21 protein-coding genes are annotated in these 19898 nt (G+C 65.1%); 16 read left to right on the top strand and 5 right to left on the bottom strand.

What is annotated here, in order from left to right; all coding sequences use genetic code 11:
• Window positions 1-198 precede the first annotated feature (198 nt).
• The 5 genes from AWJ14_RS13320 to AWJ14_RS13300 are packed head-to-tail and all read left to right on the top strand — an operon-like array spanning window position 199 to window position 4592.
• A complete protein-coding gene (locus AWJ14_RS13320; protein WP_066179984.1) occupies window positions 199-1041 on the top strand; it encodes a phytanoyl-CoA dioxygenase family protein in 843 nt (280 codons plus the stop codon).
• On the top strand, window positions 1038-2186 hold the full coding sequence (locus tag AWJ14_RS13315) for a class I SAM-dependent methyltransferase (protein ID WP_066179981.1): 1149 nt from the start codon (window positions 1038-1040) through the stop codon (window positions 2184-2186). The genes AWJ14_RS13320 and AWJ14_RS13315 overlap by 4 nt, the downstream gene beginning before the upstream one ends.
• A 22-nt stretch (window positions 2187-2208) precedes the next feature.
• Window positions 2209-2934, top strand: a complete 726-nt coding sequence (locus AWJ14_RS13310) for a class I SAM-dependent methyltransferase (protein WP_066179977.1) — start codon at window positions 2209-2211, stop codon at window positions 2932-2934.
• Window positions 2927-3922 (top strand): ATP-grasp domain-containing protein, encoded by a 996-nt coding sequence (locus AWJ14_RS13305; RefSeq protein ID WP_066179974.1) that lies wholly within the window; start codon window positions 2927-2929, stop codon window positions 3920-3922. The genes AWJ14_RS13310 and AWJ14_RS13305 overlap by 8 nt, the downstream gene beginning before the upstream one ends.
• Complete coding sequence (locus tag AWJ14_RS13300; protein WP_210183541.1) at window positions 3894-4592, top strand: metallophosphoesterase family protein; 699 nt, start codon at window positions 3894-3896, stop codon at window positions 4590-4592. The genes AWJ14_RS13305 and AWJ14_RS13300 overlap by 29 nt, the downstream gene beginning before the upstream one ends.
• A gap of 54 nt (window positions 4593-4646) precedes the next feature.
• Here the strand turns inward: AWJ14_RS13300 and AWJ14_RS13295 are convergent, their stop codons facing one another.
• Window positions 4647-4895: a hypothetical protein gene (locus tag AWJ14_RS13295; RefSeq protein ID WP_066179969.1), complete on the bottom strand. Its 249-nt coding sequence runs from the start codon at window positions 4893-4895 to the stop codon at window positions 4647-4649.
• 160 nt (window positions 4896-5055) lie between these two features.
• Entirely contained in the window at window positions 5056-5499 is a 444-nt protein-coding gene (locus tag AWJ14_RS13290) for an Lrp/AsnC family transcriptional regulator (protein ID WP_171904880.1), read from the bottom strand.
• Window positions 5500-5735: 236 nt separating this feature from the next.
• On the opposite strand from AWJ14_RS13290, the gene rocF reads away from it, so the two are divergent.
• The 6 genes from rocF (at window position 5736) to AWJ14_RS13260 (ending at window position 11978) form a co-directional block, all read left to right on the top strand.
• On the top strand, window positions 5736-6659 hold the full coding sequence (gene rocF / locus AWJ14_RS13285) for an arginase (RefSeq protein WP_066179966.1): 924 nt from the start codon (window positions 5736-5738) through the stop codon (window positions 6657-6659).
• A gap of 39 nt (window positions 6660-6698) precedes the next feature.
• Window positions 6699-7751, top strand: coding sequence for an ornithine cyclodeaminase (locus tag AWJ14_RS13280; RefSeq protein ID WP_066179963.1), 1053 nt, complete (start codon window positions 6699-6701; stop codon window positions 7749-7751).
• A 59-nt stretch (window positions 7752-7810) separates the two neighbouring features.
• Window positions 7811-8290: a YaiI/YqxD family protein gene (locus AWJ14_RS13275; RefSeq protein ID WP_083220252.1), complete on the top strand. Its 480-nt coding sequence runs from the start codon at window positions 7811-7813 to the stop codon at window positions 8288-8290.
• Between the two features lie 121 nt (window positions 8291-8411).
• Window positions 8412-9347: a LysR family transcriptional regulator gene (locus tag AWJ14_RS13270; protein ID WP_066179960.1), complete on the top strand. Its 936-nt coding sequence runs from the start codon at window positions 8412-8414 to the stop codon at window positions 9345-9347.
• 81 nt (window positions 9348-9428) lie between these two features.
• Window positions 9429-10439, top strand: coding sequence for an allantoicase (gene alc / locus AWJ14_RS13265; RefSeq protein WP_066179952.1), 1011 nt, complete (start codon window positions 9429-9431; stop codon window positions 10437-10439).
• A gap of 180 nt (window positions 10440-10619) precedes the next feature.
• On the top strand, window positions 10620-11978 hold the full coding sequence (locus AWJ14_RS13260) for a uracil-xanthine permease family protein (protein ID WP_066179948.1): 1359 nt from the start codon (window positions 10620-10622) through the stop codon (window positions 11976-11978).
• Between the two features lie 144 nt (window positions 11979-12122).
• Here AWJ14_RS13260 and AWJ14_RS22235 read toward each other — a convergent pair whose 3' ends face one another.
• Together AWJ14_RS22235 and rpe are read right to left on the bottom strand one after the other, a co-directional pair.
• On the bottom strand, window positions 12123-13028 hold the full coding sequence (locus AWJ14_RS22235) for a BRCT domain-containing protein (protein ID WP_139112646.1): 906 nt from the start codon (window positions 13026-13028) through the stop codon (window positions 12123-12125).
• Window positions 13029-13154: 126 nt separating this feature from the next.
• A complete protein-coding gene (gene rpe / locus AWJ14_RS13250) occupies window positions 13155-13859 on the bottom strand; it encodes a ribulose-phosphate 3-epimerase (RefSeq protein WP_066179941.1) in 705 nt (234 codons plus the stop codon).
• Window positions 13860-14023: 164 nt separating this feature from the next.
• On the opposite strand from rpe, the gene AWJ14_RS13245 reads away from it, so the two are divergent.
• Window positions 14024-14419 carry a VOC family protein gene (locus tag AWJ14_RS13245; protein ID WP_066179938.1) on the top strand — a complete coding sequence of 132 codons (396 nt, stop codon included), beginning with the start codon at window positions 14024-14026 and terminating at the stop codon, window positions 14417-14419.
• Here AWJ14_RS13245 and AWJ14_RS13240 read toward each other — a convergent pair whose 3' ends face one another.
• Window positions 14420-15634 (bottom strand): mandelate racemase/muconate lactonizing enzyme family protein, encoded by a 1215-nt coding sequence (locus AWJ14_RS13240; RefSeq protein ID WP_066180591.1) that lies wholly within the window; start codon window positions 15632-15634, stop codon window positions 14420-14422.
• A gap of 155 nt (window positions 15635-15789) precedes the next feature.
• On the opposite strand from AWJ14_RS13240, the gene AWJ14_RS13235 reads away from it, so the two are divergent.
• From AWJ14_RS13235 to AWJ14_RS13220, 4 genes are read left to right on the top strand one after another with little or no spacing between them, the layout of a single operon-like run.
• Window positions 15790-16992 (top strand): glycosyltransferase family A protein, encoded by a 1203-nt coding sequence (locus AWJ14_RS13235; protein WP_066179935.1) that lies wholly within the window; start codon window positions 15790-15792, stop codon window positions 16990-16992.
• Window positions 16989-18161 (top strand): glycosyltransferase family A protein, encoded by a 1173-nt coding sequence (locus AWJ14_RS13230; RefSeq protein ID WP_066179932.1) that lies wholly within the window; start codon window positions 16989-16991, stop codon window positions 18159-18161. The genes AWJ14_RS13235 and AWJ14_RS13230 overlap by 4 nt, the downstream gene beginning before the upstream one ends.
• Window positions 18162-18203: 42 nt before the next feature.
• Entirely contained in the window at window positions 18204-19013 is an 810-nt protein-coding gene (locus AWJ14_RS13225) for a WbqC family protein (RefSeq protein ID WP_245304272.1), read from the top strand.
• Window positions 19000-19779, top strand: a complete 780-nt coding sequence (locus AWJ14_RS13220) for a cephalosporin hydroxylase family protein (protein WP_066179928.1) — start codon at window positions 19000-19002, stop codon at window positions 19777-19779. The genes AWJ14_RS13225 and AWJ14_RS13220 overlap by 14 nt, the downstream gene beginning before the upstream one ends.
• Window positions 19780-19898: the final 119 nt, after the last annotated feature.

Raw genomic sequence — 19898 nt, 5'->3', positions numbered from 1 at the left:
ACGATCCGGGCCCCGCGCCCGGTGGTTTGCCCGGTACCGGGCCGGGTCTCCCGTTCGGGGGCGAAGATACCTATACTGGGCCTCGATTGATTCGGGTCGCCGCCCGGCCGCCGCTTGGCTTGCCGGGTCCAGGAACCCGGCGCCGGACCGCATGACACGGATCCGCATAGTCCCTTGTGAACTCTTGGACCTTGTCCCATGATCCGTGCAGAAGACCGCGCTTTTTTCGATGCCGAAGGCTATCTCCTGATCAAGGGCTTCTTTGATCTCGAAGAAGACATCGTGCCGATCCAGCGCGATGCCTACGAGATCATCGGGCTGGTGGCTCAGCGCCACGGCATCGCGCTCGACCGGATCCCCTTCGACCCGGCGAGCTTCGACCGCGACTACCACAGGCTGCTCGAGACCGACCGCCGGCATGCGAGCGAAATCTACGATCTCGTCAAGCAGATCCCGTCCTTCCTGCGGCTGATTTCGCACCGGAAGTCGGAATCGCTGTTCAAGGCGCTGCGCGACACCGACCATGCCGGCATCGGCGCCGCCTCCTACGGCATCCGCATCGACAATCCCAACGAGGACAAGTTCCGCTCGCACTGGCACCAGGAGTTCCTGTTCCAGCCGCAGAGCATGGACGGCATCGTGTTCTGGACCCCGCTCGTGCCCGTGCGCCAGGACATGGGGCCGGTGATCATCCTGCCGCGATCGCACAGGGACGGGCTCTGCGTCTACAGCCGGGGCACGACCTATGCCGGCAAGCAGGGCGCCTACCAGATCGGCATCCACGACGAGGACGCCGTCGTGTCGAAATACGAGCAGATCGCGCCGCTGACCGAGCCGGGCGACCTGGTGCTGATGGATTTCCTGACCATCCACGGCTCCGGCGAGAACCGCTCGACGCGGGCACGCTGGTCCGTGCAGGGGCGGTTCTTCAACTACCGGGATCCGGTCGGCATGAAGATCGGCTGGAAAGCCGCCATCACCGCCGGCACCGACGTGGAAGCGGTGTTTCCCGACAATTTCGTGCGCGAGCCGCAGCCATGAGCGCCTGCAATGTCTGCGGGGCCGCTCTCGCCGCGCCCGTCTACCGGGGCGGCGAAGGCTCTTCGATCACCACCATGAACGTGGTGATCGAGGGGCAGACGGAAATCTTCCACTGCCGCGCCTGCGATCACGTGCAGACCGCGGAACTGCCCGATCTCGAGCGCTATTACGCCGAGATCTACTCGATCAACGAGGGCGGCGAGGACGACGACCAGCTCTACGAGATCCGCGACGGCCGGGAAATCTACCGCTCGGAGCACCAGGCGGCCGTCGCGCTCGAAAAGCTCGGGCTTTCCGGCAGCCCCAAGGTGCTCGACTACGGCTCGGCCAAGGGCGCCACGCTGCGCCGCATCGTCACCGCGCGGCCGGATGTCGTCCCCTATCTGTTCGACGTCACCGACAAGTATCGCAGCTTCTGGGGCGATTTCCCGGTGCCCGCGCAGACCGCCACCCACCGGCCCGACCCGGCCTGGGCCGGAAGCCTCGACGTGGTGATGTCGTTTTATGCGCTCGAGCACATCCCCGCGCTGCAGGAGACGCTGGCCGCCATCAGCGCGCTGCTGCGCCCGGGTGGAACCTTCTATTTCCTGGTGCCGAACATGCACGCCAACCCGGCGGATTTCATCGTCGCCGACCACGTCAACCATTTCAGCCGGCGCTCGCTCACGACCATGCTCGAACGCGCGGGGTTCAGCGGGATCGAGATCGACGAGAGCGCGCATGCCGCAGCCTTTGTCGTCACCTGCAAGGCCGCCCGGCCGCAGGCCCATACGGCCGCCCAAATCCCCGGATCGGAGGCGGAAGTCAAACAGCTAGCGGCGTTCTGGTCGCGGGCAGGCGCGCGCATCGGCGAGCAGGAGGCGAGCCTAGCGGAGGACGCGCGGATCGCCATCTACGGCGCCGGCGTCTACGGCCATTTCATCCTGTCGTCGCTCACGCGGCCAGACCGTGTCGCCTGCTTTCTCGACCGCAACCGGTTTCTCAGGGGCACCCGGTCGAACGGCCTCGAAGTGCGCGCGCCCGAGGACGCGCCCGCCGATCTCGACGCCGTCTTCGTGGGCCTCAATCCGCTGCAGGCACGCGCCATCATGGACACGGTCGAGCCGCTGAAGGCGCGCAAGACCCGCCTCTTCTTTCTTGACTGAACCCCGACCCGGAGGACTGCCCATGGAAGACCTGGACGCCGTATCCGGCAAATATCTCGCCGACAAAACCGTCGAGATCGAGAACGACCTGATGATGAACTGGTACCCGAAGCGGATCGAGGCCCGCATCGGCCATGTCGGTTCGCTGCTGGAGCTCGGCCTTGGGCACGGCTACACGGTGCCCTATTTCGCGGCGATGACCGACCATCACGAGGTGGTCGAGGGCTCGCCGCGCGTGATCGCGCATTTCAAGGCGAACAATCCCTGGTATCGCGGCCGGCTGGCCGAAGGCTATTTCGAGACCTACACGCCGGAGCGGCGCTTCGACGTGATCGTGATGGGCTTCGTGCTCGAGCATGTCGACGATCCGCGCCTGATCCTTTCGCGTTACCGGGATTTCCTCGCGCCGGGCGGCAAGCTCTATGTCGCGGTCCCCAATGCCAAGTCGCTCAACCGGCGCTACGGGCTGGAAATGGGCATGATCGACGACATCTACGATCTCAATGCCACCGACCACGAGCTCGGCCACAAGCGCAACTACTGCCGCGACACGCTGCGCGCCGATATCGAGGCCACGGGCTACCGCTCGACGCTCGAGGAAGGGATCTACCTCAAGCCGCTGCCGCTTGCCGTGCTCAAGACGCTTGACGACATGGAGGCAAACCTGCAGGCGATGCTGAAGGTCGGCGTCGATTTCCCGGATCTGTGCGTGGCGCTCTTGTTCGAACTCGAGGTCGCCGATGCGTGACCCTTCGGGCCGCTACACGGTTGCCGTCACCGGGGTCGGGGCGCTGATCGGCCAGGGCATCGCCCGCTCGCTCGCCCCCGGCGGCCGCGCCCGCATCATCGGTATCGACCGGCGCATCACGCCGTTTGCGCGCACCTTCTGCGACGGCGTGGCCGAAAAGCCCCAGGCTGGAGAAGACACAGAGGCCTATCTCGATTTCTGGCGCGATCTGGTGAAGCGCGAGGGCATCGACCTGATCCTGCCGGGCATCAGCATCGACATGCTGTTCTTCGACCGCAACCGCGCCGTCTTCGCCGATCTCGGTGTGGCGGTGGCGCTCAACCGGTCGGAGCTGATCGCGCTCTGCGCCGACAAGCTCGATTTCTACACGGCTTACGAAGCTGCGGGCTTCCCGGTCATTCCCACTGCCCGGCCGCAAAGCTGGGAGGAAGCCATTGCGGTCCTCGGACCCGGGCCGCTTCTCATGAAGCCGCGGCGCGGCGAAGCCTCGGCCGGCATCGTCCGGCTCGAAACCGCGCGGGATTTCGACTACTGGACCGACCGAAACGGCGAGGACTGGCTGATCCAGGCGATCGTCGGCCCCGACTCCGCGGAATACACCGTCGGCGCCTATGGCTTGGGCGACGGCGACTATCTGGGTCCTATCATCATGCGCCGGACACTGGCGCGCGCGGGCCATACCGGCGCGGCGGAGGTCGTGGACCATCCCGCGATTTCCGAACTCACCGACCGGATCATGCGTCATTTCCGGCCGAAGGGGCCGACCAACCTGCAGTTCCGGATGGATGGCGAGACGCCCTATCTGCTTGAGATCAATCCGCGCTTTTCGAGCAGCTGTTCGCTGCGCGCGGCCTTCGGCTTCTTCGAGGCCGAGATGTGCATCGACGACCTGCTCGAAGGCCGGCGCCCGGCCGAGCCGAAGATCCGCTACGGCACCGCGCTGCGCTACAACGAGGACCATGTCTGCCATGCTGGCGATCCTGTCTGACATTCATGCCAATCTCGCCGCGCTCGAAGCCGTGCTCGCGGATGCGCGGGCGCGCGGCTGCGAGCGGTTCATCTGCCTGGGCGACGTGGTCGGCTACCATGCCGAGCCCGAGGAGTGCTGCCGGCTGCTTATGGCGGCGGATATTCCCTGCATTCTCGGCAACCACGACAGCTACATCACCACCGGACGGAACTGCGAGCGCTCGAAAGTGGTGGCCTCGGTCATCGACGACCATCGCACACGGCTGTCGCCCGAGAGCGTCGCCTGGCTTTCATGCGCCCGGCCGTTCATTCGCGATGGCGACGTGCTGCTGGTGCATGGCGGGCCGGACGACCCGCTCGACCAGTATGTGCGGGAGATAGACGCGCAGATCTTCCCCGACGGCGTGAACGTGCTGTTCGTGGGCCACACCCATGTGCAGTGCGCCCATCGCTTCGGCGAAAAACTGTTCTGCAATCCGGGCTCGGTGGGGCAGCCGCGCGACGGCGATCCGCGCGCGGCCTATGCGATCTGGCACAAGGGCGACGTCACGCTGCACCGCGTCGCCTACGACATCGAGCGGACGATCGCGGTGATGGCCGAGCGGGGCTACGAGCCGTTCCTGGCGCGCGGATTGCCGCTCGGGGCGCAGATCAACGGCCGCATCGACACGATTACCGTGCGCGACTGACACCGTCTCTGCCGAGATTTCCGCTGCCCGAGGGCGCAGCGGACTTGGCACGCCTCAAAGCGTCGCGCCGCCACCGTCCTCGATCGAACGTTTCTCGGAGCCGAGCCGGTCGAGTGCCTCGTCGAGATGCTTGAGTTCGTCGCCGATCCGGTTGTCGTCGACCATGGCGCTTTCGCTGGCGGCGCGCATCTCGGCGCGGGCGTTCTCGCGCATCGATTCGAGCTTGTCGATCTTTTGGGATTTCGAAAGCGCCGGATCGTCAACGATGCCGGCGATATCGCGGGTGATGTCCTGGGTGTCCATGGCCTTCGTCCTCTTCGCGTTTGCGGGCGGTCGGTGCAGTCTGCGCGCCTTGCGCAGGCCCTCTCCCGTCCGCTGGAATGTCTCCCCCTCAACGCCCCACCCCGGACAAGGGTTCCACCCTTTGGACGGCATCGAACCGCCGCACGGACCGGACGAGCGGTCAGGGTCGCTTGAGCGGCCGCCGCGTCGACAACAGCAGGTTGGTCTCGCTTGAGGTGATGCCCTCGATGCGGCGGATGCGCACCAGCGTGTCGTCAAGCTCCTGCAGCGTCTCGGCGGCCACCTCGACGATCAGGTCCCAGCGGCCGTTGGTCGAATGCACCGCCTGCACCGCCGGCATGCCCTGCAGCTGCGCCATGATGCGCTCGGTGCCCCGGCCCTCGATGCCGATCAGCGTGAGGCCGCGCACCGGCGCCGCCGTCACGTCGGCGCGCGTGAGCACGGTGAAGCCGGCGATCTCGCCGCTCGCGATCAGCCGTTCGATGCGGCCGCGCACGGTCGCGCGGGCGAGCTTCAGCTTGGCGGCGAGATCGGAAATGGAGGCCCGGCCGTCGCGCCTGAGTTCGGCGATGAGCCGGCTGTCGACGTCATCCAGATTTGACATGGATTGCTTTCGATCTGGGAAGCAAGGTTTTCGATTTGATCATATTTGAGCCGGATCGGATTTCAAAGCGCCAAATCGGGACGGAGAATTCACCCGCCACGGGTTTTCGGCCGCGAACCCTTTGCCAAATTGGCAAACCGGGCTGACGCAGGGGCCGTTTCGGCGCGCAAACCGGCAATATTCCCCCTTCAAACCGCCAGTCCGCTCTGCGACGGATGAGCCAAAGAGGGGAAACCATGAACCAGCATTGCATCCTTGTCGGCGCGCCCGTCGACAGCGGCCAGTCCAATCCCGGCTGCCTGATGGGGCCGGCGTCCTACCGGGTGGCGGGCCTCGCTGCCACGCTCGAAGAGCTCGGCTGCCGGGTCAGCGACCGGGGCGACGTGACACCCCGGCCCGCCGCTCCGCTCGGCTGCGACAACCCCGCGGTGCATTCGCTCGGCGAAACGGTGGCCTGGCAGAATGCGCTTGCCGAGGCCGCCCGCGCGGCGATGGCCGAGGGGTTTCCGGTGTTTCTGGGCGGCGACCACAGCCTGTCGCTCGGAACGGTCGCGGGCGTGGCGGCCCACGCTGCCGCACAGAACCGGCCGCTGTTCCTGCTCTGGCTCGACGCCCACAGCGATTTCCACACGCTCGCAAGCACGCGCTCGGGCAACCTGCACGGCACGCCGGTCGCCTATGTCGCAGGGCTCGGCGGCTTCGAGGCGTTCCCGCCCTTCGATTGCCCGGTGCCGGCGGAGCGGATCTGCCTGTTCGGCATCCGCTCGGTCGATCCGGACGAACGCGCGGCGATGGGCGAGCACGGCCTCGTTCCGGTCGATATGCGCGAACTCGATGAGCGCGGCTTCGTCGCGCCGCTCAAGGCCTTTCTCGACCGCGTGCGCGCCGAAAACGGGCTGCTGCACGTGTCCTTCGACGTCGATTTTCTCGACCCCTCGATCGCGCCGGCGGTCGGCACCACCGTGCCGGGCGGCGCCACCTTCCGCGAAGCCCATCTGGTGATGGAAATGCTGCACGAATCCGGCCTCGTCAGTTCGCTCGACCTGGTGGAGCTCAACCCGTTTCTCGACGAACGCGGCCGCACCGCGCGGCTGGTGGTCGATCTCACCGCGAGCCTGATGGGCCGCAAGGTGTTCGACCGCGTGACCCGCAGCCTCTGACCCGGACTTCCCCTTGATGTTTTTCAGCAGGAGACTTTCATGACACCCCCCTCACCCCTCGCCTTCGTTCCCTATATCAGCGTCGAGAACATGATGCGGCTGGTCCATTCCGTGGGCATCGAGACCATGCTGCGCGAGCTCGCCGACGCGATCGAGCGTGACTTCGTGCGCTGGAACCTGTTCGACAAGACGCCCCGGTTCGGGATCGATTCCGAAAACGGCGTGATCGAGCTGATGCCGACCTCGGACGGCGAGCTCTACGGCTTCAAATATGTCAACGGCCACCCCACCAACACCCGCCAGGGCCTGCAGACGGTCACCGCCTTCGGCCTGCTCGCCAAGGTCGCCTCGGGCTATCCGGTGCTGCTGTCGGAAATGACCATGCTGACGGCGCTGCGCACCGCCGCCACCTCGGCCATGGCCGCGCGACACCTCGCGCCGAAAGACGCCAAGGTGATGGCGCTGATCGGCAACGGCGCGCAGTCGGAGTTCCAGGCGCTGGCGTTCAAGGCGGTCTGCGGCATCGAGGAGGTGCGGCTTTACGACATCGATGCGGCGGCAACCGCCAAATGCGCACGCAACCTTGCGGCCTCCGGGCTCAGGGGCACCGCCTGCCGCTCCTCGCAGGAGGCGATGGAGGGCGCCAAGATCGTCACCACCTGCACCGCCGACAAGCAGTATGCCACGATCCTGACCGACAACATGGTCGGCGACGGCATCCACATCAACGCGATTGGCGGCGACTGCCCGGGCAAGACCGAGCTGCACCGCGACATCCTGCTCCGCTCCGAGATCTTCGTCGAATATCCGCCGCAGACGCGGATCGAGGGCGAGATCCAGCAGCTGCCCTCCGACCATCCGGTCACCGAGCTGTGGCAGGTGATCTCGGGTGAGGCCAAGGGCCGCACTTCGGCCGCGCAGATCACGCTGTTCGACGGCGTCGGCTTTGCCATCGAGGATTTCGCCGCACTCAAATACGTGCACGAGAAGGCGCTCGCCACCGGGCTCTACGACCAGCTCGACATGATCGCCGATCCCGACGACCCGCGCGACCTGTTCGGCATGCTCACGCGGGCGCGCGAAGCGGCTTAATCCGGCCCGGGCGGAGCACCGGGCTTGGCGAAGCGGCCGACAGCAGGTAGAGAGCCGGCATGGAGCCTTCCGACGACACCCCGCCCATTCGCCTTCTGGTCGATGCCGACGCCTGCCCGGTGCGGGAAGAATGCGTGAAGGTGGCGCTGCGCCATGGCGTGCGCGTGACCTTCGTCTCCAACAGCTTCTTCCGCATCGAGGCCGATCCGCTGGTCGAACGCGAGATCGTGCCGGGCAATTTCGACGCCGCCGACGACCGCATCGTCGAGCATGTGACGGCGCGCGCGGTGGTGGTGACCGCCGACATCCTGCTGGCCGAGCGCTGCATCAAGGCGGGCGCCGCGGCGGTGATGAGCCATACCGGCAAGCCGTTCACGCCCGATTCGATCGGCATGGCGGTGGCGACGCGGGCGATCATGGCCGATCTTCGCGCCGGCGGCGCCCAGATCGGCGGGCCGGCGCCGTTCTCCCGCCAGGACCGCTCGCGGTTTCTCTCGGCGCTGGACCTGGCGCTGGTGCGGCTCAAGCGGCACGGTTGAGCCGGGCCGGGGCGCGATTATCGCGCACGGCCAGTCAATCGGAGCCGCTTTCCGTTTTATCTGGACAATCCGCCCCGGCCGCGTTCAAGTGCCTCCCATCGGCTAACCGGGGGAACGGACCATGGCCTATGTGGACATGCTCAAGACATTCGTGCGCGTCTACGAGCTCGGCAGCATGTCGGCGGCCGCGCGCGACCTGCGCGTCTCGGCGGCGGTGTCCTCGAGCCGGATCTCGGATCTGGAAAAGAGCCTCGGCGTCCGGCTGTTCAACCGCACCACCCGCAGCCTGCGCGCCACCGCCCATGGCGAATTGTTCTACAAGGGGGCGATCAAGATCCTCGACACCATCCGCGAGGTCGAGGGCGGGATCGCCGAAATTACCGCCCAGCCCAAGGGCACGCTGTTCATCTCCGCGCCGCTGGCGCTCGGCAAGAAGCTGGTGGCGCCGCTGATCCCGGCCTTCAAGGCCGAGTATCCCGACATCAATGTCCGCTTGCGGCTGTCGGACCGGAAGGTCGACATCGCCCAGGAAGGGCTCGACGCCGCCTTCGTGCTCGGCCCGCTCGCCGATTCCGACATGCGGGTGCGCGCGATCCACGCCTTCGAGCGCGTGCTGGTGGCCTCGCCCGGCTATGTCGCGGCGCACGGCCTGCCCGAGACCGGCGAGGCGATCATCGCGGACGGGCACAAATGCCTGCTGCTGCGCTATCCCGGCGCCACCGAGTTCTACTGGAACCTCACGGTCGACGGCGAGATCCGCGGCTTCCATCCCGAGGGTTCGCTCGAAAGCGACGACGGCGACGTGCTGACCGCCTGGGCGCTGGCCGGCTGCGGCATCGTCAACAAGACCCGCTATGATGTCGCCGCCCATCTCGACGCGGGGACGCTCGTCGAGGTGGCGCCCGCGACGCCGCCCACGCCGCAGCCCTTCTCCTGCCTCTATCCACACAAACGGCTGCAGGACCCGAAGGTCAAGCTGTTCGTCGATCACGTAATCAAGGGCGTGCGCGCGGAGATAGATCGGGTGGCGGCTTCGACATCTTCAGGAAAAATTTGAAACCGCGACCGATTTTCTTGGGATACAATGGGGTGTGTCCCGGCTCCTCCCGTCCGGGTCCTTGATAGCAGGAGTTTTATCATGAGTGAGCATGCGTCGGCGTCCCTTCCCCTCTTTGCCCGCACATCCGTCAACCTCGCCTCCGCCGGTCTCGGCGCCAAGGGCGTGTTCGTCACCGACGAGTTCTTCGCGCCGCTCGAGCGCATGCTGGCAGACGAGCCGGCGGTGTTCATCGCCGACAAGTATGACGACCACGGCAAGTGGATGGACGGCTGGGAAAGCCGGCGCAAACGGGTGATGGGCCATGACTACGCCGTGATCCGGCTCGCCACCGCAGGCCGCATCGACGGCTTCGACGTCGACACCTCGCATTTCACCGGCAACTTCCCACCCGCGGCCCGGATCGAGGCCTGCAACGTGGCGGGCGACCCGGACGACACCACCGCCTGGACCGAAGTTCTCCCGACCTCGCCGCTGGGGCCGAACGCGCATCACTATTTCGCGTCCCTCTCCGGCGAGATCTTCACCCATGTGCGGCTTCACATCTTTCCCGATGGCGGCGTCGCGCGCCTCAAGGTCTATGGCCAGCCCTTCCTCGACCGCTCGAAGGTCGGCGATGGCGACATCGAGCTTTCGGCCTCGCTCAATGGCGGCCGCATCATCGGCTTCTCCGACGCCCATTACGGCGCCTATCACCGGCTGCTCGCACCCGGCCGCGGCGTCAACATGGGCGATGGCTGGGAAACCAGCCGCCGCCGCGTTCCCGGCAATGAATGGATCGTGATCGCGCTCGGCGCGCGCGGCGTGATCAACCAGGCGATCGTCGATACTGCCTATTACAAGGGCAACTTCCCCGAAAGCTGCTCGATTCAGGCCGCCGACATGAGCGAATTCGGCGCCGAGGCGGACGATGCCATCATCACCGCCGCAATGTTCTGGCCGGAGCTCGTGCCGCAGCAGAAGCTTCAGGCCGACCATGTCCACGACCTGTCGGCGGCCTTGGCCGACCTCGGCCCGGTCACGCATGTGCGGCTCAACATCTATCCCGATGGCGGCGTCAGCCGGCTGAAGCTGAGCGGCCGCCTCGCCTGACGCCCGGAGGGCACCATGGCACGGCTCTTGCTTCGGCAATGAAGCCGGCCATGCCATCGGACGGGGCGCCGCCGAGGCGCCCCGTGAACGGGCCGAGGCCCGCCGGTCTTTGAGCAGGGTCGCCGCATTGGGGGGCGACGGCCCCGCGCATGGCAGCGCCCCTTTGGGAAAGGACCGGAAATGGCAGACCTCTCGCTCGGAACCGCGGATCAGCTCAGGGACCCCGACTATACGCCGCCGCTCGCCAAGGCGGTGCCGCTCGGGATCCAGCACGTGCTGGCGATGTTCGTCTCCAACGTCACCCCGGCGATCATCGTCGCCGGCGCCGCCGGCATCGGCTTCGGCTCGGACCAGGGCGCGCTCGGCTTTCCCGACATGACCTACATGATCCAGATGTCGCTCCTGTTCGCGGGCATCGCCACGCTGTTCCAGACCATCGGCTTCGGCCCGGTCGGCGCACGGCTGCCGATCGTCCAGGGCACCAGCTTCGCCTTCGTGCCGATCATGATCCCGGCGGTGGCCGGGCTCGGCTCGGCCGGGCTTGCGGGCCTGATGACCGGCGTGATGATCGGCGGGCTGTTCCACTTCTGCTTGGGCTTCATCGTCGGCCGCATCCGCCATGTGCTGCCGCCGCTGGTCACCGGCCTGATCGTGCTCATGATCGGGCTCGCGCTGGTCAAGGTCGGCGTCCAGTATGCCGCGGGCGGCGTGCCGCTGATGGGCAAGCCGGAATTCGGCAGCCTCGCCATGTGGCTGCCGGCGCTGGTGGTGATCGCGGTCACGCTGGCCGTCAAGTTCTTCGCGCGCGGCTTTGCCGCCGTCGCCGCCGTGCTGATCGGCATCCTCGCGGGCTATGCCGTGGCGCTGATGATGGGCCAGGTCAATTTCACGAGCTTGGGCCGCGCGGGCTATTTCGCCCTGCCGATCCCGTTCAAATGGGGCTTCGAGTTCAACATCGCCATCATCGTCGGCATGTGCTTCATGGCGATCGTCTCGGCGATCGAGACCGTGGGCGACACCTCCGGCATCACCAAGGGCGGCGCGGGCCGCGAGGCGACCGACAAGGAGATCGAGGGCGCGACCTTTGCCGACGGGCTCGGCACGGCGGTCGCCGGCGTGTTCGGCGGCCTGCCCAACACCTCGTTTTCGCAGAATGTCGGGCTGATTGCCATGACCGGCGTGATGAGCCGGCACGTGGTCACCATCGGCGCGCTGTTCCTGATCGTCTGCGGCTTCGTGCCGAAGATCGGGGCGCTGATCAACACCGTGCCGATCAACGTGCTCGGCGGCGGCGTCATCGTCATGTTCGGCATGGTCTGCGCCGCGGGCGTCAACATGCTCTCGGACGTCAACTGGAACCGGCGCAACATGGTGATCTTCGCCACCGCCCTGTCGATCAGCCTCGGGCTGCAACTGGTGCCCGAAGCGCTGCAGCATCTCGGCAAGACCGCGCAGATCCTTTTGACCAGCGGCCTGCTGCCCGCCGCCACCATCGCGATTGCGCTCAACCTGGCGCTGCCGGAGGATCTGGACGACTGAGGGCGGACGCTTTGCAAAGCAGCTACTCCAAAAGCGGCCCCCTCCTGTCGTTTCATCCGAGGGCGATCTGCACCTGAACCTGTAATTCAGCTTCAGCAGGATCTGGAATTTGAGTATCCGTAGAACCGTTGGGAGCTCTCGGAGCTAGATCCCAAAGGCCTGTGCCAGCAGGGATTCGCTGACCAAATCAGGCCCTTTGCCTTCCTCGCGAAGCTCCAACGCACGCATTATTTTCAGCCCTTCATGGCTATGCCGCCAGTCCCTGGATGCTTCAGTGGAAAAGACCAGATAGTTCGTTTTCCGACAGACGGTTTTTTTGTGGCGTCCACCACGGTCAGCGATCAATCCCTCGACAACCTTTCGGGGACCCAAGGTGAAACGCCCTGTTAGTACAAACATCCTGTCTTCGAAAATGAGAGAACTCACGTCTTCCAAAGCGCCTTCCATAACACCCACGTTGCCAAAGGTAGCAATACCGGTGTCAGTGGCACTATCACCCACTAAATGACTGATCCACTTGCAAATATCATCAGACTCTTCAGCCGTTATCAATCCATCAGAAATTGACATCTCGGCCGCATACTTGAGCCTTTTAATTTTTCCGCTGCCCTGAATCTCAGGGGTATTATTTATTTTTGAAAGAAGAACACGAACTTCCCTTTCTGTTATAACATTATCGCACGCAATTCCGGCACAGAATCCATATATCTCATTAATTTTGCTCTTCTCATCCAATATCGACACATCTCTGGATCGAATATCTATTATATTCTCAATAATTTCATATATCTCTTTGGGTTTATTGGCCCAAATTCGAAGATCGTCGATAAGCTCCAAGGCATCTGGATCATTTAGAAGCAATAGGAAGTTCTTTGCTTCTGCAAGCAGGGGTAAATGTTCCGAAACCTCAAATTTCCCACTCGCCAGGATCCCTCTCAAGAAGCCAAGCCAATAGACGAGAGCCTTTTGCTCGTTTGAGTGTGCGTGTATTCGACGAAGTTCACAGCCTTCGTGTTCCAGTTCATTAGCGCCATAGCGTTTGGAGTTCATCGGCCTTACCTCCTTGCATCTCTACGCGCACACAACCTAGCATTTAGAGAAGCATCTTGGCGAGGGGATTGCTGGTGCCGTTGCGAACAGCACTGGGCGACAGGTCGCTATATAATAAATGCCTGATTAAGCTTCGCCGCGCTGACCGGCCTCGCCTGCCTCGCGTATGGCGGCAATGTTTTTCGCCCAGTCGGCTTCACCGGCCCCCTTGAACACGGCCGAACCCGCGACCAGCACGTCGGCGCCGGCGGCGGTGACCAGGGGCGCGGTCGCGGGCGTGACGCCGCCGTCGATCTCGATATGGATCGGCCGGTCGCCGATCATCTTTTTCACTTTGGCGACCTTGTCGACCACCGACGGGATGAAGGCCTGGCCGCCGAAGCCGGGATTGACGGTCATCAAGAGGATCAGGTCGAGCCGGTCGAGCACATAGTCGAGCACGGTTTCGGGCGTCGAGGGATTGAGCGAGACGCCGGCCTTCTTGCCGAGCGCGCGGATCGCCTGCAGCGAGCGGTCGAGATGCTTGGTCGCTTCCGCATGCACGGTGATGATGTCGCAGCCGGCCTCGGCGAAGGCCTCGAGATAGGGATCGCAGGGCTCGATCATCAGATGGCAGTCGAACACCGCCTCCGTGCGCGGGCGCACGGATTTGATGATGCCGGGGCCGAAGGTGATGTTGGGCACGAAATGGCCGTCCATCACGTCGAGATGGATCCAGTCGGCGCCGGCGCGCACCACGCCCTCGATGTCATCGCCCAGGCGCGAAAAGTCAGCCGACAGGACGGACGGGGCGATCAGCAGGGGACGGGTCACGGCGGTTTCCTCGATCATAAGCGCGCGGCGCGGGGTGCTGGCGCCCGTTTGCCTGAAATGACGCGCCGAGGTCAAGCGGCGCGGCTGCCGCACCTGTGCAAAGCGCTGGACGAAGCCCCGGCATGGCTTGCCAGACCCCGGCGACGGAAGGCAGTGCTGCAGCCAATGACAGGAGCCCGCGCATGACCAGACCGCCGATCAGCCAGTCCATCGTGTTCACCTATACCGACGATCTCGAGCGCGGCTCGCGCTTCCTGCGCGAGGTGATGGAGCTCGAATTCATGGTCGACCAGGGCGCCTGCCACATCTACCGGCTCACGCCCCTGAGCTATATTGGCATCTGCAACCTGCCCGACCGGCCGCGCGGCACGGCGGGCGTGACGCTCACCATCGTGTCGCCCGATGTCGATGGCTGGCGCGCCTTTCTCGAGGCCAAGGGCGTGGAGTATGTAAGCGGACCCAAGCACAGCGCCCGCTTCGGCGTCTATTCGTCGCTGTTTCTCTCGCCCGACGGCTACCGCGTCGAAATCCAGAGTTTCGACGATCCGGACTGGGACAAGCAGATCGTCCCTGTCTGATCAGAAGCGGATCGGCTCGCGCGTCATTTCCAGATGCAGCTTGTCGCCGCTCCAAGGGTTGGCCGCGCACACCGCCTCGTCGAGTTCGACGCCGAGGCCGGGCTCGTCGGACGGGATCACGTAGCCGTCCTCCCAGCGGATCTTCTCCTTGAGCACCTCGGCGTAAAACCCGTCCCAGGTCTTGATCGATTCCAGCACCAGAAAGTTGGGCAAGGTCGCGGCGAGCTGGATATTGGCGGCGGCCACCAGCGGCCCGCAATAGCAGTGCGGGGCGATCTGGATGCCGAAGGCCTCGGCCATGCCGGCGATCTTCTTGGTTTCCAGCAGCCCGCCGGAGCGGCCGAGATTGGGCTGCAGGATCGCCGCGGCGCGGGCCTCGATCAGCCGCGCGAACTCGACCTTGGAGACCAGCCGCTCGCCGGCGGCAACGGGGATCGAGGTCGCACGCGCGACTTCGGCCATGGCGCCGACCTGGTCCGGCGGCACCGGCTCCTCGAACCACAGCGGATCGGCGGCCTCGATCGCGCGCGCCATGCGGATCGCGCCCGCGGCGGTGAACTGGCCATGCGTGCCGAACAGGATGTCGGCCTTTGTGCCCACGGCCTCGCGCACGGCATGGACCATGCGCGCCGACAGGTCGATGTCGGTCAGGAGCGGCTGGTGGCCGCCCTGCACGCGGTAGGGACCGGCGGGATCGAACTTGACGGCGGTGAACCCCTGCCGGACCGCCTCGATCGCCGCCTCGGCGGCGAGATCCGGGTCGTTGTAGACATTGGTCTTGCTGTCGGTCGCAAGCGGATCGGCGCTGCCGGTGGCGGGATAGAGATAGGTGTAGGACCTCAGCCCCTCGTGCACGCGCCCGCCGATCAGCTTGTGCACCGGCTTGCCCGCCTCCTTGCCGATGATGTCCCAGCAGGCCATCTCCAGCGCGGAAGTGCAGGCCATCATGGTCATGTCCGGCCGCTGCGAGAAGCCCGAGGAATAGCACAGCCGGAAGAAGGTCTCGATGTCGTGCGGATCGCGGCCCACGAGGTAACGCGCGGCGACATCCTCGATCAGCTTCGCGGTCAGGTGCGGATCGAAGGCCGCGTCATAGGCCTCGCCATAGCCGATTACCCCGCCATCGGTCGTGAGCTTGACGAACAGGAAATAGCGGCCGCCGGTCTGCGGCGGAGGATTGGCCACCACGAAGGTCGTGACATCGCTGATTTTCACGTATTTCTCCGCCACGAGAGTGCAATCGGACCCAATCGAGCAGGAATCCGCGGCGAAATCCAGCCCCGCGCGTCGGAAAAGCCCGCTCTTGGCAAGCATGGGGCAAGCTTGGCCTGACAGGTTAGGCGGTCAAAGAGCTCACACGAAGAGACCAGATGACCTACCTCTCCATCTGCCTGCCGACCCGTAACAGGCAGAGCTATTGCATCGAGACGATCCGTGCGCTGGCCGCATCCGATCGGGACGATTTCGAGGTCATCGTCGGCGACAATTCCGACGACGGGTCGGTGCTCGCCGATTTCTTCGCCAACGATTTTCATGATCCCCGCTTCCGGCTGATCGGCCCCGCCGACCGGGTGCTGCCGATGGTGGGCAACTGGGAGCGGCTGGCCGGCGAGGTGCGCGGCCGCTGGATCTCGGTGATCGGCGATGACGATTACATCGATCCGAAACTGGTGCTGATGCTCAAATCCTACGAGCGGCTCTATCCGGAAGTCGAGGCGGTGGGCTGGTCGCGGATGCATTTCAACTGGCCCGACAACCGCCCGGAGCCGGCGCTGTCGGTGGTGCCGGTGACGCATGAGACCCATGTCGCCATCAAGTCGCTGCTGCAGGACCGGCTGTATCGCTGGACCGAACGCAGCCGGCGCCCGTCGGCCGGTTTCGGCGCCTATCACGGCGCCGTCCGCAAGTCGCTGATGGAGCGGATCAAGCGGAAGTTCGGCGGCCGCTACTTCGAGCACCCGAACGTGGACTTCGAAAGCTCCTGCAAGGTGATCCACGAAGCGCGCATGCTGGTGTTCTGCCAGCGCCCGCTTTCCGTGCTCGGCGCAGGCGCCGCCTCCAACTCGGCCGGCGCGCGCAAGCGCCAGTCCACCGTCAAGCATGCCAAGGTCTTCCTCAAGGAATCCGAGGGCACCGTCGACATGAACGATCCGGTGTTTCCCTTCCCGCTCACCGGCGTGGGCGTCTCCAACTGCGCCGTGACCGCCTCCACCACCTCCTGGTTCTGCCGCACCTATGGCGTCGATCTCACGGGCTTTCCCGAGAACTTCGCCCATGCCGCGATGGATGAATGCGCCGCGACGACCGAAGAGGCGGAATACGAGCTCAGGAAGGGCTATTTCGAGCGCGGTTTCGAGGCCTGGGAGGGCGGCCGCTGGCGCGACTGCTTCAAGCCCGCGCCGTTCCAGGGCAGCCGCTCCGTCAACGAGTTTTCGGGCGTGCTCAAGGATTATCTCTACATCCGCGAAGAGGCGGTGCCGTCCGAAACGCCGTTCGAGTTCTACCGCTTCGGCGAACATACCATCCTGCCCATCGACGTCGTGGCCAGCGGCGCACGGACCTTTGCCCGATGACCCGGCTCACGATCTGCATTCCCACCCGCAACCGCCAGACCTATGCGATGGACGCGGTGCGCCACATGCTGGCCTCGCCGCGTGACGATTTCGAGATCCTGCTCGGCGACAATTCCGACGATCCCGCGCCGCTCGCGACCTTCGTGGCGGAGATCGGCGATGCCCGGCTGCGGCTGCTTGCGCCCGAGCAGCGGACGCTCTCGCTCAGGTCCAACTGGGAGAGGATGCCGCCGCATGCGCGCGGGGAATGGATCAGCTTCATCGGCGACGACGACTATCTCGACCCGGACCTGTGCGAGGCGCTGCGCGTGACCAGCCTCAAGGTGCCCCATGTCGACGCCTTCACCTGGGGCCGCTCCTACTTCATCTGGCCCGATGCCCGGGGCGGGCGCGAGATCACCAAGATCCCCACCGGAAGCCATCTGGTGCACATGGACAAGAAGGACCTGATGCGCCGCATGTTCTTCTGGGAGGGCGCCAAGGACAGGCCGGCCTGCTCGTTCGGGGTCTATCACGGCGCGCTCAAGCGGGACCTGATGGAGCGGATCCGGGATGCCTTTTCCGATCGCTACTTCGAACATGCGAATGTCGACTACGACAACATCTGCAAGACCGTGATGATGGCCGACGCCTGCATCTACTGGGAACGGCCGCTGTCGGTGTTCGGCGCCTGCAAGGCCTCCAACACCGCCGGCCTGCGCGACGAGCAGCTCGGCCTCGAACGGCTCAAGACCTTCCGCGCCGAGAACGACGCCGAACTCGAGGCGCAGGATTTCCCGTTCCCGATCGAACTCGGCATCACCGCCTCGGTCGCCCACACCATCGAATGGTTCAAGCAGCGCTACGGCATCGAACTCACCGGCTGGGAAGAGGGCTTCATCAAGGCCTGCGCCGGAAATTGCGAGACCGAGACCGACCGCGCCGTCTTCGAGCGCAAGAAGGCGGCCTATGCCGCGGCGATCCAGGCCTGGCGCGGCGAAGCAGCGCTGAAACTGTTCAATCCGGTCTACCGCTACCGGGCCGACGTGCCGAAATTCCTGGGCCATGCCGAAGGCAACCTGTCGCTCGACATGGCGATCGGCGACGCCCAGACCGCGGCCGAATATTACAAGATCATCAATGGCATGCTGTTCCCGGTCAGGCTTCTCGAAGGCCGGCTGGCGGAATAGACCGGGCTTTCGGCCGGCGCGCAGGGGGACGACCGACATGGGATGGACGAGCATCGTTCCGGCAGGACCGGCGCCCGCGGCATCGGCCGGCCCGGCTTTCCCCGCCGGCGACGGGTCGTCGTGACCATGTGCCGGGTGGTCGTCAGCCAGTCGATGTATTTCCCGTGGGTGGGGATGCTCGAGCAGATCCGGCTCGCCGATGTGGTGATCCATTTCGATGACGTGCAGTTCATCCGCAACAGCTTCTTCAACCGCAGCCAGGTGAAGATCCCCGGCGGCACCGCCTGGATGACGGTGCCGCTCAGCGGCTACCATCGCGGCCAGACGATCGACCAGGTCAGGATCCAGCCGGTCGAAGACTGGGGCAAGCGGCATAGCGGGCTGCTGGGGGAGAGCGTCCGTGCCACCCCCTTCGCCGACGATGCGCTCGGGATGCTGGAGGCGGTGCTTGCCGGCGCCCATGACAGCCTGAGCGGCCTTGCCCGCGCCAGCATGATGGCGCTGAGCCGCTATTTCGGACTCGACGCGGACACGCGCTTTCTCGATTCGCGCGATTTCGGCGTCGGCGGCTCGGCCAGCGAGCGCCTGCTGGCGCTGGTCAAGGCGGTGGGCGGCACCGACTACATCACCGGTCACGGCGCCCGCAACTATCTCGATCACGGCCTGTTCGAGGCCAACGGGGTGACGGTGTCCTACATGGACTACCGGCGCCTGCCCTACCCGCAGCCGCACGGCGCTTTCACACCGCATGTCACCGGCCTCGACCTGGTCGCCAATTGCGGCCGCGCCGGCCGCGCCAACATCGTGTCGGAGACGCGAAACTGGAAGGAGTTCCTGAATGGACCCGCATGAACAATTCCGCGCTGAAGTGGAGCACAATATCGACGGCCTGGTGGCCGATGCCGACCTGCAGGCGCTGTCGCGGATCTGGATCCGCGAGGCCACGCCCTACAAATGGACCTACAACTTCACCTGGCTCGGACGGCCGGCGATCCAGGTGCCGAACGACACCTGGGCGCTGCAGGAACTGGTCTGGAAGATCCGGCCCGACCTGATCATCGAAACCGGCATCGCCCATGGCGGCTCGCTGATCTATTCGGCCTCGCTTCTCGCGCTTCTGGACCTGTGCGACGCCACCGAACGCGGCGAACTGCTCGATCCGAAGAAGCCCGCGCGCAAGGTGCTTGGCATCGACATCGACATCCGCGCCCACAACCGCCAGGCCATCGAGGCGCATCCGTTGTCCGCACGCATCGAGATGATCGAGGGCTCGAGCATCGCCGAAGAGACCATCGAGAAGGTCCGCGCCGTCGCTGCAGGGGCCAACCGGGTCCTGGTCTGCCTCGATTCCAACCACGCCCACGACCATGTGCTCGCCGAGCTCGAGGCCTATGCGCCGCTGGTCTCGCCGGGCAGCTACTGCATCGTGTTCGACACCGTGGTCGAGGACATGCCGGCGGTGTTTTCCGAGCACCGTCCCTGGGGGCCGGGCGACAGCCCGAAGACCGCGGTCCACGCCTTTCTCAAGTCCCATCCGGAGTTCGAGATCGACAGCCGGATCGACAAGAAGCTGCTCATTACCGTAGCGGAAGACGGGTTTCTGAAACGCACAGGTTAACGGCGGTTGCCGACGAGAATTGGTTACATGCAAAGCGTGAAAAATCCGGTGAGCCCGCCACATCGGCCGCCAAACCGTAGAAATCGCTAGCAATTTCAATTTCAATCGATTGAAAAACT

Origin of the sequence: Parahoeflea olei (genome assembly GCF_001703635.1) — a bacterium.
Classification (GTDB): domain Bacteria; phylum Pseudomonadota; class Alphaproteobacteria; order Rhizobiales; family Rhizobiaceae; genus Hoeflea; species Hoeflea olei.
This window is presented reverse-complemented; position numbering and strand designations above follow the sequence as displayed.

Bases quoted from the DNA above. Each gene is read 5' to 3' on its own strand.
- AWJ14_RS13320 (WP_066179984.1), top strand. From the start codon at position 199: ATGATCCGTGCAGAAGACCGCGCTTTTTTCGATGCCGAAGGCTATCTC.
- AWJ14_RS13315 (WP_066179981.1), top strand. From the start codon at position 1,038: ATGAGCGCCTGCAATGTCTGCGGGGCCGCTCTCGCCGCGCCCGTCTAC.
- AWJ14_RS13310 (WP_066179977.1), top strand. From the start codon at position 2,209: ATGGAAGACCTGGACGCCGTATCCGGCAAATATCTCGCCGACAAAACC.
- AWJ14_RS13305 (WP_066179974.1), top strand. From the start codon at position 2,927: ATGCGTGACCCTTCGGGCCGCTACACGGTTGCCGTCACCGGGGTCGGG.
- AWJ14_RS13300 (WP_210183541.1), top strand. From the start codon at position 3,894: ATGTCTGCCATGCTGGCGATCCTGTCTGACATTCATGCCAATCTCGCC.
- AWJ14_RS13295 (WP_066179969.1), bottom strand. From the start codon at position 4,895: ATGGACACCCAGGACATCACCCGCGATATCGCCGGCATCGTTGACGAT.
- AWJ14_RS13290 (WP_171904880.1), bottom strand. From the start codon at position 5,499: ATGTCAAATCTGGATGACGTCGACAGCCGGCTCATCGCCGAACTCAGG.
- rocF (WP_066179966.1), top strand. From the start codon at position 5,736: ATGAACCAGCATTGCATCCTTGTCGGCGCGCCCGTCGACAGCGGCCAG.
- AWJ14_RS13280 (WP_066179963.1), top strand. From the start codon at position 6,699: ATGACACCCCCCTCACCCCTCGCCTTCGTTCCCTATATCAGCGTCGAG.
- AWJ14_RS13275 (WP_083220252.1), top strand. From the start codon at position 7,811: ATGGAGCCTTCCGACGACACCCCGCCCATTCGCCTTCTGGTCGATGCC.
- AWJ14_RS13270 (WP_066179960.1), top strand. From the start codon at position 8,412: ATGGCCTATGTGGACATGCTCAAGACATTCGTGCGCGTCTACGAGCTC.
- alc (WP_066179952.1), top strand. From the start codon at position 9,429: ATGAGTGAGCATGCGTCGGCGTCCCTTCCCCTCTTTGCCCGCACATCC.
- AWJ14_RS13260 (WP_066179948.1), top strand. From the start codon at position 10,620: ATGGCAGACCTCTCGCTCGGAACCGCGGATCAGCTCAGGGACCCCGAC.
- AWJ14_RS22235 (WP_139112646.1), bottom strand. From the start codon at position 13,028: ATGAACTCCAAACGCTATGGCGCTAATGAACTGGAACACGAAGGCTGT.
- rpe (WP_066179941.1), bottom strand. From the start codon at position 13,859: ATGATCGAGGAAACCGCCGTGACCCGTCCCCTGCTGATCGCCCCGTCC.
- AWJ14_RS13245 (WP_066179938.1), top strand. From the start codon at position 14,024: ATGACCAGACCGCCGATCAGCCAGTCCATCGTGTTCACCTATACCGAC.
- AWJ14_RS13235 (WP_066179935.1), top strand. From the start codon at position 15,790: ATGACCTACCTCTCCATCTGCCTGCCGACCCGTAACAGGCAGAGCTAT.
- AWJ14_RS13230 (WP_066179932.1), top strand. From the start codon at position 16,989: ATGACCCGGCTCACGATCTGCATTCCCACCCGCAACCGCCAGACCTAT.
- AWJ14_RS13225 (WP_245304272.1), top strand. From the start codon at position 18,204: ATGGACGAGCATCGTTCCGGCAGGACCGGCGCCCGCGGCATCGGCCGG.
- AWJ14_RS13220 (WP_066179928.1), top strand. From the start codon at position 19,000: ATGGACCCGCATGAACAATTCCGCGCTGAAGTGGAGCACAATATCGAC.